Origin of the sequence: Pseudomonas sp. SORGH_AS_0199, assembly GCF_031453735.1 — a bacterium.
Classification (GTDB): domain Bacteria; phylum Pseudomonadota; class Gammaproteobacteria; order Pseudomonadales; family Pseudomonadaceae; genus Chryseomonas; species Chryseomonas aestiva.
Genome location: NZ_JAVJAE010000001.1, coordinates 1777491 through 1791203, shown reverse-complemented (window position 1 = coordinate 1791203; position 13713 = coordinate 1777491). Strand labels below are relative to the sequence as shown.

Annotated in this window: 11 protein-coding genes and 2 pseudogenes; 9 read left to right on the top strand and 4 right to left on the bottom strand. The window is 66.5% G+C overall.

All coding sequences use genetic code 11. The features are described from left to right. Nucleotide 1: 1 nt before the first annotated feature. Nucleotides 2-1288, top strand: coding sequence for a glutamate-1-semialdehyde 2,1-aminomutase (gene hemL, locus QE444_RS08465; RefSeq protein WP_263259734.1), 1287 nt, complete (start codon nt 2-4; stop codon nt 1286-1288). 339 nt (nt 1289-1627) lie between these two features. Next, nucleotides 1628-2173, top strand: coding sequence for a tetratricopeptide repeat protein (locus tag QE444_RS08460; RefSeq protein ID WP_027597185.1), 546 nt, complete (start codon nt 1628-1630; stop codon nt 2171-2173). Nucleotides 2174-2185: 12 nt separating this feature from the next. Here QE444_RS08460 and QE444_RS08455 read toward each other — a convergent pair whose 3' ends face one another. Then, nucleotides 2186-2521 (bottom strand): DUF1820 family protein, encoded by a 336-nt coding sequence (locus QE444_RS08455; protein WP_007159644.1) that lies wholly within the window; start codon nt 2519-2521, stop codon nt 2186-2188. A 64-nt stretch (nt 2522-2585) separates the two neighbouring features. Then, the gene (locus QE444_RS08450; protein WP_309737853.1) at nt 2586-3509 is read right to left on the bottom strand and encodes a LysR family transcriptional regulator; all 924 of its coding nucleotides are present in this window, start codon (nt 3507-3509) and stop codon (nt 2586-2588) included. Nucleotides 3510-3625: 116 nt separating this feature from the next. On the opposite strand from QE444_RS08450, the gene QE444_RS08445 reads away from it, so the two are divergent. The 6 genes and pseudogenes from QE444_RS08445 (at nt 3626) to lnt (ending at nt 9744) form a co-directional block, all read left to right on the top strand. Then, nucleotides 3626-4033 carry a Rid family hydrolase gene (locus QE444_RS08445; protein WP_187981324.1) on the top strand — a complete coding sequence of 136 codons (408 nt, stop codon included), beginning with the start codon at nt 3626-3628 and terminating at the stop codon, nt 4031-4033. An 86-nt stretch (nt 4034-4119) separates the two neighbouring features. Further along, nucleotides 4120-5493, top strand: coding sequence for a tRNA (N6-isopentenyl adenosine(37)-C2)-methylthiotransferase MiaB (gene miaB / locus QE444_RS08440; RefSeq protein ID WP_093251001.1), 1374 nt, complete (start codon nt 4120-4122; stop codon nt 5491-5493). Nucleotides 5494-5593: 100 nt separating this feature from the next. Beyond that, nucleotides 5594-6612 (top strand): annotated as a pseudogene (locus QE444_RS08435) (PhoH family protein). Next, a complete protein-coding gene (gene ybeY / locus QE444_RS08430; RefSeq protein WP_158896205.1) occupies nt 6602-7057 on the top strand; it encodes an rRNA maturation RNase YbeY in 456 nt (151 codons plus the stop codon). The pseudogene QE444_RS08435 and the gene ybeY overlap by 11 nt, the downstream one beginning before the upstream one ends. A 7-nt stretch (nt 7058-7064) precedes the next feature. Further along, a pseudogene (locus QE444_RS08425) lies at nt 7065-7902 on the top strand (HlyC/CorC family transporter). A 294-nt stretch (nt 7903-8196) separates the two neighbouring features. Further along, on the top strand, nt 8197-9744 hold the full coding sequence (lnt, locus tag QE444_RS08420; protein ID WP_309737847.1) for an apolipoprotein N-acyltransferase: 1548 nt from the start codon (nt 8197-8199) through the stop codon (nt 9742-9744). On the opposite strand, the gene QE444_RS08415 is transcribed toward lnt, so the two are convergent. Both QE444_RS08415 and QE444_RS08410 read right to left on the bottom strand, forming a co-directional pair. Then, entirely contained in the window at nt 9735-10496 is a 762-nt protein-coding gene (locus QE444_RS08415) for a YdcF family protein (protein WP_187978601.1), read from the bottom strand. The two genes, lnt and QE444_RS08415, sit on opposite strands and share 10 nt — an antisense overlap. A gap of 41 nt (nt 10497-10537) precedes the next feature. After that, complete coding sequence (locus tag QE444_RS08410; RefSeq protein WP_263259742.1) at nt 10538-10861, bottom strand: hypothetical protein; 324 nt, start codon at nt 10859-10861, stop codon at nt 10538-10540. Nucleotides 10862-11038: 177 nt separating this feature from the next. On the opposite strand from QE444_RS08410, the gene leuS reads away from it, so the two are divergent. Further along, the gene (gene leuS / locus QE444_RS08405) at nt 11039-13702 is read left to right on the top strand and encodes a leucine--tRNA ligase (protein WP_309737842.1); all 2664 of its coding nucleotides are present in this window, start codon (nt 11039-11041) and stop codon (nt 13700-13702) included. The last annotated feature ends 11 nt before the right edge of the window (nt 13703-13713 follow it).

The following is a 13713-nucleotide window of genomic DNA, read 5'->3' as shown; positions in this document are numbered from 1 at the left end:
TATGTCCCGCTCCGCGCAACTCTTCGACCAAGCCCAGCGCCACATCCCCGGTGGCGTCAACTCGCCGGTCCGCGCCTTCAAGAGCGTCGGCGGCACGCCGCTGTTCTTCAAGCACGCCCAGGGCGCCTACATCGTCGACGAGGATGACAAGCGCTATGTCGACTACGTCGGTTCCTGGGGTCCGATGATCCTCGGCCACAGCCATCCGGACGTGCTCGATGCCGTGCGCCGCCAGCTGGAACACGGCCTCTCCTATGGCGCGCCGACCGCCCTGGAAACCACCATGGCCGACCTCATCTGCGAGATCGTGCCGTCCATGGAAATGGTGCGCATGGTCAGCTCCGGCACCGAGGCCACCATGAGCGCCATCCGCCTGGCGCGCGGCTACACCGGGCGCGACACCATCATCAAGTTCGAGGGCTGCTACCACGGCCACTCCGACAGCCTGCTGGTCAAGGCCGGCTCCGGCGCCCTGACCCTGGGCGTGCCCAGCTCACCCGGCGTCCCGGCGGCCTTCGCGCAGCACACCCTGACCCTGGCCTACAACGACCTGGGCGAAGTGGAAGAAACCCTGGCGAACGTCGGCGACCAGATCGCCTGCATCATCGTCGAGCCGGTGGCCGGCAACATGAACTGCGTACCGCCCGCGCCAGGCTTCCTGGAAGGGCTGCGCCACCTCTGCGACCGCTACGGCGTGGTGCTGATCTTCGACGAGGTCATGACCGGCTTCCGCGTCGCGCTGGGCGGCGCCCAGGCGCACTACGGCATCCGTCCGGACCTGACCACCTTCGGCAAGATCGTCGGCGGCGGCATGCCGGTGGGCTGCTTTGGCGGCAAGCGCGAGATCATGGAAAAGATCGCCCCGCTCGGCCCGGTCTACCAGGCCGGCACCCTGTCGGGCAATCCGCTGGCGATGGCCGCCGGCCTCACCACCCTGCAACTGATCCGCCGTCCCGGCTTCCACGCCGAGCTGACCGACTACACCACGCGGATGCTGCAGGGCCTGCAGGACCGCGCCGATGCCGCCGGTGTGCCCTTCGTCACCACCCAGGCGGGCGGGATGTTCGGCCTCTACTTCAGCGGCGCCGAAGACATCGTCACCTTCAGCGATGTCATGGCCAGCGACAGCGAGAGGTTCAAGCGCTTCTTCCACCTGATGCTGGACGGTGGCGTCTACCTGGCGCCCAGCGCCTTCGAAGCCGGCTTCACCTCCATCGCCCACGGCGACGAGGAATTGCGCATCACCCTGGACGCCGCCGAGCGCGCCTTCGCCACCTTCAAGGACTAGGGCTTTGGCTGAAAAGTCGCCGAGCGAAGGTCAGGCAAGACAAAAATTCGTGAGGAAGCGGAGTTTACGAGTGGTAAATGAGCATTCCGAACGAATTTTAACGAAGCCTGGGCGAGCACAGGCCTTTTCAGGCAAAGCCTAGGTGTCATTCGTCCCGCTTGCGGAACCTCTCTGCCCTGCCGGCCTCACACCTAGTTGAGTGGCCGGCGTCACAGGTAAAAAAGTTCCGCCGTTGCGCGTAAAGGTTTTGAAAGCGTGCGTCGGCTTGACCCATAATGAGATGTCGGCGCGTTTCGCCGACCGGGTTCTTCGAACCTGCCTCGCTTGTGGAGGCGCTTCATGCACCGCGCTGGTCGTACCCTGTGCGCAGCCCTGATTCTGATGCCCCTGGTCGCCCTGGCCGGAGGCAATTCGCTGCTCGTCCCCAGCACCAGCCGTTGCAACCTGAATCTGGCCAACGAAGCCCTGGCGCAGGCGATCGCCCGCTGCCAGCAGATCGCCCACGACGGCGATTCCCAGGCGCAGTACGAACTCGGCGACTTTTACTACGAAGGCAAGCAGACGCCCAAGGATCTCAACCAGGCGCGCCAGTGGTTCGAGCAGGCCTCGCTCAAGGGCAATGCCGATGCGCAGAATCGCCTCGGCAACATGTTCTTTCGCGGCGAGGGCGTACCGCCCAACAACATCCAGGCCTACATCGTGCTGAAGATGGCCGCCATCAATGGCAACGACGAAGCCATGGACACCGCCGACCTGGTCAGCGCCCAGATGCGCCGGGACGAGCTGGAGATGGCCACCCAGGTGCTGGGCCAGATCTTTCGCGACTATCTGCAGGACATGCAGACCGCGGGCAACCTCAATCCCTTCCAGCCGCCGCAGAACTGACGGCGAGCCCGGTCAGGGCTTGTCGGGCATGGGCATGGGAAACGGCATGACGTTGGTACCGCCCTTGGCTTCGCTGATCTTGGGCTGGCCCAGGCGCTCCACCTCGTCGATGCGGATGATCGAGTGCATGGGCACGAAGCTGCGCACCACGCCTTCGAATTGCGCCTTGAGCTTTTCCTCGCTCGGATCCACCACCACCTGGGTGCGCTCGCCGAACACCAGCTCCTCGATCTCCAGGAAGCCCCAGAGATCGCTCTGGAAGATCTGCTTGGCGTAGATCTCGAAGACCTGGCCCTGGTTGACGAAGATGACCTTGTAGATGGCCGGCTTGCTGGGGGATGAGCTCATGGCGGAGGCGGGTTTCGACGGTGAAAAGAGGGCGGCGAGCATAGCACGCCGGCCTCGACTCCCGTCAGCCGTCGCCTGGGGTTTCCAGCCAGGCCCGCTCGGCGACCAGCGCGCTCACCCAGTCGATGAAGACCCGCAACTTGGCGCTGACGTGACGGTTGGGCGCGAAGGCCAGATACAGCGGCATGGGCGCCACCTGCCAGTCCGCGAACAGCCTGACCAGTTCGCCACGGGCGATGGCCGCCGCCGCCAGGTAATGCGGCAGGCAGACCACCCCGAGGCCGGCCTGCCCCGCCGCCAGGCAGGCGTTGCCGTCGTCCACCTCCAGGCTGTGCCGGCTCTGCAGCTCCAGACGCTCGGCACCTCGTTGCAGGGCGTAGGGAAAGCCCTTGCCCGCCCCCCAGAGAAACCGCACCACCCGGTGTGGCGTCTCGGCCAGCTCGGCGGGATGAACCGGCGTGCCCTGGGTGGCAAGGTAGGCCGGCGCGGCATAGCAACCCAGCCGTAGCGCGCCGAGCGGCCGGGCCACCAGATACTGCTCGCGGATGCGCCCGCCGCGGATCACGCAATCGACGTTGTCGCCGATCAGATCCACCTGGCGATCGCTGACACCCAGCTCCAGCTGGATGTCCGGATAGCGCTGGAAGAAGTCCGGCAGGGCCGGGATCAGGATCAGCCGCGCCAGCGGACTGGGCACGTCCACCCGCAGGCGGCCACGGGGCGTGCGGGTGGCCACCGAAAGCCCCGTCTCGGCATCGTCCACCGCCGCCAGCACGCCCAGGCAGCGGTCGTAATAGGCCGCGCCGTCGGCGGTGACCTGCACCTGCCGGGTGGTGCGATTGAGCAGGCGCACCTGCAGGTGCGCTTCCAGCTGCTGCACCTGCTGGGTGACGCGGGTGCGGCTATGGCCGAGGGTCTCGGCCGCGCGGGTGAAGCTGCCGGCTTCCACCACCCGCACGAAGGTCTGCATCGCGGCGAACAGATCCATGCCGATTCCTGAACAGGGGATTGTTTGGATTGTACAAACAATGCTGACCGCCTGGCCGGGTTTATCCCCTGGCGGACGGCGCCTAAGGTGGCTCCAGCGATCCTTACCGGAGCCCCATCATGACCCGCGACGTCGTCTTTCCCGCCCAGCGCCACGCCCTCTACGAACAGCACCGCTATTCGCCGGCCATCCGTTCCAACGGCTTTCTCTTCGTCTCGGGGCAGGTCGGCAGCCGCGCCGACGGTTCGCCCGAGCCGGAGCTGGAAGACCAGGTCCGCCTGGCCTTCGCCAATCTCGACGCCGTCCTTGCCGCGGCCGGCGCCGCCTTTGCCGACGTGGTGGACGTCACCCTGTTCATGGTCGATGCCGAAGCCAGCTTCGAACGGATCTGGCCGGTGCTGCTGGAGCACTGGGGCACGGCGCCCTACCCGACGGTGACCGCGGTCGGCGCCACCTGGCTGGCCGGCTTTCGCTTCGAGATCAAGGTCATCGCCCGGCTGCCGGAGGGCGCTGCCCAGGCCTAGGCCGACCGCCTTCCGGGCGGCTCTTCCCCGTGCGGAAGGCCATCACTATAATGCGCGGTCCACTCGCCACCGACTCCCTGCCGCGCATGTCCAAGAAGCTCTATATCGAAACCCATGGCTGCCAGATGAACGAATACGATTCGTCGCGCATGGTCGACCTGCTCGGCGAACGGGAGCCGCTGGAAGTCACCCAGAATCCGGCCGAGGCCGATGTCATCCTGCTCAACACCTGCTCGATCCGCGAGAAGGCGCAGGAAAAGGTGTTTTCCCAGCTCGGTCGCTGGCGCGAACTCAAGCTGGAGAATCCCGACCTGGTGATTGGCGTCGGCGGCTGCGTGGCCAGCCAGGAAGGCGCTGCCATCCGTGACCGCGCCCCCTATGTCGACGTGGTCTTCGGGCCCCAGACCCTGCATCGCCTGCCGGAGATGATCGACGCCGCGCGCACCACCCGGGCGCCCCAGGTGGACATCTCCTTCCCCGAGATCGAGAAGTTCGACCGCCTGCCCGAGCCGCGCATCGACGGACCCAGCGCCTTCGTCTCCATCATGGAAGGCTGCAGCAAGTACTGCACCTTCTGCGTGGTGCCCTATACCCGCGGCGAAGAGGTCAGTCGGCCGCTGGACGACGTCCTCGCCGAGATCATCCACCTCGCCGAGCACGGCGTGCGCGAGGTGACCCTGCTGGGCCAGAACGTCAACGGCTATCGTGGCGCCACCGGCGACGGGCGCATCGCCGACTTCGCCGAACTGCTCTATGTGGTGGCGGCGGTGGACGGCATCGACCGCATCCGCTACACCACCTCGCACCCGCTGGAATTCTCCGACGCCCTGATCCAGGCCCACGCCGAGATCCCGGAGCTGGTGAAATTCGTCCACCTGCCGGTGCAGGCCGGTTCGGATCGCATCTTGGCGGCCATGAAGCGCAACCACACGGCGCTGGAATACAAGTCGCGCATCCGCCGGCTCAAGGCGGCGGTACCCGACATCTGCATCAGCTCGGACTTCATCGTCGGCTTCCCCGGCGAGACCGAGAAAGACTTCGAACAGACCATGAAGCTGATCGAGGACGTCGGTTTCGACTTCTCCTTCTCCTTCATCTACAGCGCCCGCCCCGGCACCCCGGCGGCCGATCTGGTCGACGACACCCCCGACGAGCTCAAGAAGCAGCGCTTGCAGATCCTGCAGACGCGCATCCACCAGCAGGGCTTCGAGATCAGCCGGCGCATGGCCGGCAGCGTCCAGACCATCCTGGTCAGCGATTTCTCCAAGCGCGATCCCGGCATGCTGCAGGGTCGCACCGAGAACAACCGCATCGTCAACTTCCGCTGCAGCGATGCCAGCCTGATCGGCCAGTTCGTCCAGGTGCACATCGACGAGGCCCTGCCGCACTCCCTGCGCGGCACCCTGCTGGCCCCCGTCGCCAGCGGTGCGCGCCCGCCCGTCGCCGTCGCGCTGGCCTGATGGATGGTCGCACGCGCCCTTTGCCAAGGGCGCGACGCAGGTTACTCTCAAGCTACGTCAAGTTTTCGTAAAGCCAATCCAAAGGGTTTCCCAGCACACCTTGAATACCCCCCAGACGCTCCAGCATTTCACCCTCGAACCCTTCGATGCCGACCGTTTCGCCAACCTGTGCGGCCAGCTCGATGAAAATCTGCGCCAGCGTCGAACGTCGCCTCGGCATCGAGATCCGCAATCGCGGCAACCAGTTCGAACTGGTCGGCGATCCCGAGCGCACCCGCGCGGCCCAGAACCTCCTGCAGCGCCTCTATCGCGAGACCGCCAGCGGCACCGCGGTGGCCCCGGAACTGGTCCACCTCTATCTGCAGGAATCCGGCCTGGAAGCCCTCCAGGAAGAGCACCGCAGCGGTGGCGACACCAGCGTGGCCCTGCGCACCAAGAAGGGCATGATCCGCCCGCGTGGCGCCAACCAGCAGCGCTACGTCAAGTCGATCCTCGATCACGACATCAATTTCGGCATAGGCCCGGCCGGTACCGGCAAGACCTATCTGGCCGTGGCCTGCGCCGTGGACGCCCTGGAGCGCGAGCAGATCCGTCGCATCCTGCTGGTGCGCCCGGCGGTGGAAGCCGGCGAGAAGCTCGGCTTCCTGCCCGGCGACCTGGCGCAGAAGATCGACCCCTACCTGCGCCCGCTGTACGACGCCCCTCTACGAGATGCTCGGCTTCGAGCAGGTGGCCAAGCTCATCGAGCGCCAGGTCATCGAGGTCGCGCCGCTGGCCTACATGCGCGGCCGCACCCTCAACAATAGCTTCATCATTCTCGACGAAAGTCAGAACACCACCCTCGAGCAGATGAAGATGTTCCTGACCCGGATCGGCTTCGGCTCCACCGCGGTGATCACCGGTGACGTCACCCAGGTCGACCTGCCGCGCGGCACCAAGTCGGGCCTCAAGCACGTCATCGAGGTCCTCCGCGACGTGCCCGGCATCGGCTTCACCCACTTCGAATCCAAGGACGTGGTGCGCCACCCGCTGGTACAGCGCATCGTCGAGGCCTACGACCGCTTCGAGGCGCTGCAGGACAGGCCGCGTGCTCAGGGAGAGGATCGCCATGGCGATTGAGCTGGACGTCCAGGTCGCCAGCGAGGCGGCCGACCTCCCCGAGGAGCCGGACTTACGCCGCTGGTGTGAACTGGCCCTGCGCGCCCGCCAGGGCGACTCGGAACTCACCATCCGCCTGGTGGACGAAGACGAAGGCCGCGAGCTGAATCGCACCTGGCGGCACAAGGACTACGCCACCAACGTGCTGTCCTTTCCGGCCGACGTGCCGGACGAATTCCTCGACATCCCCCTGCTCGGCGATCTGGTGATCTGCGCCCCCGTGGTTGCGCGCGAGGCCGCCGAGCAAGGCAAGCCCGCCGCGGCGCACTGGGCGCACCTGGTCATCCACGGCTGCCTGCACCTGCTCGGCTACGATCATCTGGACGATGACGAAGCCGAGGAGATGGAAGAACTGGAACGCCAATTGCTCGCTGAACTGGGCTACCCCGATCCCTACGGTGAATGACAGACACATGAACGAAGATCGATCAGGCACTGGGCATCGTTCCTGGCTGGAACGCATCGTCCAGGCCTTTGCCCATGAACCCAAGAGTCGCCAGGAACTGCTGGAACTGCTGCGCGAGGCGCATGAGAACAAGGTGCTCCGACAGCGAAGTGCTGTCCATCGTCGAGGGCGCCATCTCGGTGGCCGACCTGCAGGTGCGCGACATCATGGTGCCGCGCTCGCAGATCATCAGCATCCGCGCCCAGCAGACCCCGGCGGAATTCCTGCCGGCGGTGATCGAGGCGGCGCATTCCCGCTATCCGGTGATCGGCGACGGCCCCGACGACGTGCTCGGCCTGCTGCTGGCCAAGGACCTGCTGCCGCTGCTGCTGGACCAGGCGCGGGTCTTCGACTTCAAGACGGCCTTGCGCCCGGCCACCTTCGTGCCCGAGTCCAAGCGCCTCAACGTGCTGCTGCGGGAATTTCGCTCGACCCACAGCCACATGGCCATCGTGGTGGACGAATACGGCGGCGTCGCCGGCCTGGTGACCATCGAGGACGTGCTGGAACAGATCGTCGGCGAGATCGAGGACGAGCACGACGTGGAGGAAGAGAGCTTCATCAAGTCGTTGCCCAACGGCGACTTCGTGGTCAAGGCGCTCACCCCCATAGAGACGCTCAACGAGACCCTGGAGACCCGTTTCGCCGATGCCGAGGCCGACACCGCCGGTGGCCTGGTGATGAATCGCCTGGGTCACCTGCCCAAGCGCAACGAGGAAACGGTGATCGACGACTTCCGCTTCCGCGTGCTCAACGCCGACGGCCGCCGCATCCACCTGCTGCGCGTCACCCCGGTCAACCGCTAGCCGCTCTTGCCCCCTCTCCCTCCGGGAGAGAGCTGGGGTGAGGGTCGGTCTCAACCTACGGCCCTCCGTAGGTTGGGTTGAGCGCAGCGAAGCCCAACAGGCCTTGCTTCGAGGTCGATACCGTTGGGCTTCGACGAGGGAGCCGTCTCAACCCAACCTACGGGACGCTCGCGCCGCGACAAGCTCCATCCCCCTCTTCAACTGCGATCCAGCTCGCTCCCCCGCACACGCCTTTGGCACTCCCTCGCGGCGACGAGTAAGCTTGCGCAGCCTCGATCGGACCAAGGATTTTCGATGCGCTGGATCTCTCAACCCGGCTGGAAGGGCAACCTTCTGGCGCTCTTCGCCGGTGCCCTTACGCCCCTGGCGCTGGCCCCCTTCAACATCTGGCCGCTGGCACTGCTGTCCGCCGGCCTCTTCTACCTGGGCCTCAAGGGGCTCGGTGCCTGGCGCGCCCTGCTGCGCGGCTGGTGCTACGGCTTCGGCGCCTTTCTCGCCGGCACCAGCTGGATCTACGTCAGCATCCACACCTACGGTGCCGCGCCGGTGCCCCTGGCGCTCTTTCTCACCGCGGGCTTCTGCGCCGGCATCGCCCTGTTCTTCGCCCTGCCCGCCGGGCTCTGGGCACTGTGCCTGAGACGCAACCAGGCGCCCCTGGGCGACGCCCTGACCTTTGCCGGCCTGTGGTTCGCCCTGGAGCTGTTCCGCAGCTGGGCGCTCACCGGCTTTCCCTGGCTGCTGCTGGGTTACAGCCAGCTCAGCGGCCCCCTGCAGGGCCTGGCACCGCTGGGCGGCGTCTGGCTGATCTCGGCCGCGCTGGCCTTTACCGCGGCGCTGCTGGTCAACGCCCCACGCCTGATCATGCGGCCGCTCGCCCTGGTCGCGAGCCTGGTGCTGGTGGCCCTGCCCTGGGTCGCCGGCGATGTCTTCAAGGGCCAGGTCTGGACCCAACCTGCGGGCGCGCCGCTCCAGGTCGCCGGGGTCCAGGGCAACATCGCCCAGGAACTCAAGTGGAATCCCGACCACGCCCGCGCCACCCTGGCGCTCTATCGCGACCGCACCGCCGAGCAAGGCGATGCCGACCTGGTGGTCTGGCCGGAAAACGCCATTCCCGTGCTGCGCGAATACGTCAGTGACTTCCTTGCCGCCGAAGGTGCCCAGGTGGCGGCCCATGGCGGCGCCTTGGTGACCGGCCTGCCCGCCCGCGAACGCGACGCCGACGGCGATTCGCGTTACTTCAACAGCATCACCGCGGTCGGCAATGGCTCTGGCACCTACTACAAGCAGAAGCTGGTGCCCTTCGGCGAATACGTGCCGCTGCAGGAATACCTGCGTGGCCTGATCGGCTTCTTCGATCTGCCCATGTCCGACTTCGTCCGCGGTCCCGAGCAGCAGGAGCCGCTGCTGGTGAAGGGCTATCGCGTGGCGCCCTATATCTGCTACGAGGTGGTCTATCCGGAATTCGTCGCCAGCATGGCGGCCCAGAGTCAGCTGCTGCTCACCATCAGCAACGACACCTGGTTCGGCAAGTCCATCGGTCCGCAGCAGCACCTGCAGATGGCGCAGATGCGGGCCCTGGAAAGCGGTCGCTGGCTGGTGCGGGTCACCAACGATGGCATCACCGCCCTGGTCGACCCCTTCGGTCGCATCAGCCGGCAGATCCCGGCCTTCCAGGTCGGCGTGCTACAAGGCAGCGTGGTACCCATGGATGGCCTGACGCCCTATCTGCACTACCGCCTCTGGCCACTGGCGATCTTTTCCGCCCTGGTGCTGCTGTGGGGCCTGCTGCTGCGTCGGCAGGATCGTCCGGAAGAGGCGCCGCTGGTGGTGACTCAGCGATAGGCGAGCGGATAGAGCAGCAGCCCGGCGGCCTCGTTGAGCAACTGGGCGGTCTGCTCGACCGCCTTGGCCTCCGGCAGCCAGCCACCGAAGGGCCGGGCATTGGCGATACCGATGAAGCCCATGGGCGCGGCCACCACCTGCAGGCCCTGCCGTTCGAAACACCAGCGCGAACGGGCCATGTGATAGGCCTGGGTCACCAGCACCACCCGTTTCACCCCGGCCTCGCGCAGCAGCGGCGCACTCAGGGTGGCGTTTTCCCAGGTGGTGCGACTGGCGCCTTCCTGCCAGCGCACCGGCACCCCCAGGTCGCGCTCCATCACCTCGGTCATCAGCGCCGCCTCGCTTAGTGGGCGGTCATGGGGCGAGCCCCCGGTGATCAGCACCGGCAGGCCGCTGGCCTTGGCCAGCCGCGCCGCATAGCGCAGCCGCTCCACGGCCAGATGGCTGGCGGCATCGCCCGCCCAGCCCGGATCGTCCACTTCGCGACCGGCACCCAGCACCACGATGGCGTCGGCCTGCTGGGCAAGCGTCGCCCAGCGCGCCTCAGGCAGCGCGGCATCGCGCTCCAGCAAGCGCCCACCCGTCTCCACCACGACCGGCAGGGTGCTGGCCCAGAGGCCCAGCAGACCACCCAGGAAACAGGCCAGGCCCAGGCGCGGATAACGCCGGCGCAACCACCAGCCCAGTAGCAGGAGCAGCAGCAGGCCGCCCGGTGGCAGCAGCAGTTGCTTGAAGAAATAGCGCAGACCCATGGTCCCTCCGGTCGGGGGCGACCTCCGGGTCGCGGCGGCGCCTAGTGTAGGGGAGCGCCAACCGGGGCAGAAGAACCCTCGACCAGCAGTTGTCGACCCTGACACTGAGTACAGAAGGCCCCCGCCGGCTGGACCCGGCCACAGCCCAGGCAACAGGCCAGGGCGGCATCGGCTGCCTGATGGCGCGCCAGCCAGCGCTTGACCAGGGCATATTCGGCCGGACTCAGGCCCTGCACCTCGACTTCCCCGTTGGCACTGTCATAGAGGCGTTCCTGGGTCACCGCCTCATCCAGCGCCAGCGCCAGGCGCCGTTGCAGGCGCACGTCGACGGGCAGCTTTTCGGACTCGCGTCGAAACTTTCCCATGATGGCGATCATCCTCCCGGGTAATTGAACGGACGTTTGAACAGCCTAGTACGGCCCTTCCAACCCTGCCTCCCCCAGAGTGCGAAACAAGCGGCGGACCGGGACATTTCCCCGCGCTCGGGGGGTCATGTATGCTTGGCGGCTCGATCAAACGCCTCTGCAGCCCTCGACACGCCCATGCACGAACACTATCAGCCCCGCGAAATAGAAGCCGCCGCCCAGTCCTTCTGGGACCAGAATCTGTCCTTCAAGGCCACCATGCGCCCGGGCCAGGAGAAGTTCTACTGCCTGTCGATGTTCCCCTACCCCAGCGGCAAGCTGCACATGGGGCACGTGCGCAACTACACCATCGGTGACGTCATCGCCCGCTACCAGCGGATGCTGGGCAAGAACGTTCTGCAGCCCATGGGCTGGGATGCCTTCGGCATGCCCGCGGAAAACGCCGCCATGAAGAACGGCGTGGCCCCGGCCAAGTGGACCTACGAGAACATCGCCTACATGAAGTCCCAGCTGCAGAGCCTGGGCCTGGCGATCGACTGGTCCCGCGAGGTCACCACCTGCAAGCCCGACTACTATCGCTGGGAGCAGTGGCTGTTCACCCAGCTGTTCGAGAAGGGCATCATCTATCGCAAGAACGGTACGGTGAACTGGGACCCGGTGGACCAGACCGTACTGGCCAACGAGCAGGTCATCGACGGCCGCGGCTGGCGCAGTGGTGCGCTGATCGAGAAGCGCGAGATCCCCATGTACTACTTCCGCATCACCGACTATGCGGAAGAGTTGCTGACCTCCCTCGACGGCCTGCCCGGCTGGCCCGAGCAGGTCAAGACCATGCAGCGCAACTGGATCGGCAAGTCCCGCGGCATGGAGGTGCAATTCCCCTATGACCAGGACAGCATCGGCGCCGAAGGCACCCTGAAGGTCTTCACCACCCGCCCCGACACCCTGCTCGGCGCCACCTATGTCGCCGTGGCCGCCGAACACCCGCTGGCCACCCAGGCCGCCCAGGGCAACGCCGAGCTGCAGGCCTTCATCGACGAGTGCAAGCGCGGCGGCGTCGCCGAAGCCGACATCGCCACCCAGGAGAAGAAGGGCCTGGACACCGGCCTGTTCGTCCGCCATCCGCTGACCGACGCGCGCCTGCCGGTGTGGGTCGCCAACTATGTGCTGATGCACTACGGCGACGGCGCGGTCATGGCCGTGCCCGGTCACGACGAGCGTGACTTCGAATTCGCCAACAAGTACCAGTTGCCCATCGTCCAGGTGGTGGATACCGCAGAGGCCACCCGCGTGCTGGCCAATCCGGACGACTTCAGCCCCGCGGAATACGAGCGCTACCAGTTCGACCCGGTGCAGTGGAAGGACTGGTACGGCAGCAAGGAAGGCTTCCTGATCAATTCCGGCGCCTATGACAACCTCGCCTACGACGCCGCCTTCGACGCCATCGGCGCCGATCTGCAGGCCAAGGGTCTGGGTCAGCCGCGCACCCAGTTCCGCCTGCGCGACTGGGGCATCAGCCGCCAGCGCTACTGGGGCTGCCCGATCCCCATCATCCATGGTGACGACGGCATCGACATCCCGGTCCCGGCCGACCTGCTGCCGGTGGTGCTACCCGAGGACGTGGTGCCGGACGGCGCCGGCTCGCCCCTGGCGCGCATGCCGGAATTCTACGAGACCGTCGATCCGCGCAACGGCCAGCCGGCCCGTCGCGAGACCGACACCATGGACACCTTCGTCGAAAGCTCCTGGTACTTCGCCCGCTATGCCTCGCCGAACTTCACCGGCGGCATGCTGGACAAGGAAGAGGCCAACTACTGGCTGCCCGTCGACCAGTACATCGGCGGCATCGAGCACGCCATCCTGCACCTGCTCTATTCGCGCTTCTTCCACAAGCTGATGCGCGACCAGGGCCTGATCGATTCCGACGAACCCTTCGAGAATCTGCTGACCCAGGGCATGGTGGTGGCCGAGACCTACTACCGCACCCTGGCCAACGGCAGCAAGGACTGGTTCAACCCGGCCGATGTCGAGGTGGAGCGCGATGCCAAGGCCAAGGTGATCGGCGCGCGCCTGAAGAGCGACGGCCAGCCGGTGGAAATCGGCGGCGTCGAGAAGATGTCCAAGTCGAAGAACAACGGCGTCGATCCCCAGGCGATGATCGACCAGTACGGCGCCGACACCTGCCGGCTGTTCATGATGTTCGCCTCGCCGCCGGACATGAGTCTGGAATGGTCCGACTCCGGCGTCGAGGGCGCGAGCCGCTTCCTGCGCCGCGTCTGGCGTCTGGCCCAGGCCCACGTCACCCAGGGCCTGCCGAGCGCCGGCGCCCTCGGCGAGCTGTCGCCGGCCCAGAAGGAGGTGCGTCGCGCCATCCACCTGGCCATCCGCCAGGCCAGCCAGGATATTGGTCAGCACCACAAGTTCAACACCGCCATCGCCGCGGTCATGACCCTGATGAACGTGCTGGAAAAGGCCGCCCAGGACAGCGACACCGATCGCCGTCTGCTGCAGGAGGGCCTGGAGGCCGTCACCCTGCTGCTGGCCCCCATCACCCCGCACATCGCCCACGGTCTCTGGCAGCAGCTGGGCCACAGCGATGCGGTCATCGACGCCCGCTGGCCGCAGGTGGACGAAAGCGCCCTGGTGCAGGACAGTCTGCAGATCGTCATCCAGGTGAACGGCAAGCTGCGCGGCCAGATCGAAGTACCGGCCGATGCCAGCCGCGAGGCCATCGAGGCCGCCGCCCGCGCCAACGAGAACGTGGCACGCTTCACCGAGGGCCTGACCATCCGCAAGGTGGTCGTGGTCCCGGGTAAACTGGTCAACATCGTCGCCAACTAAGACACGCGAAC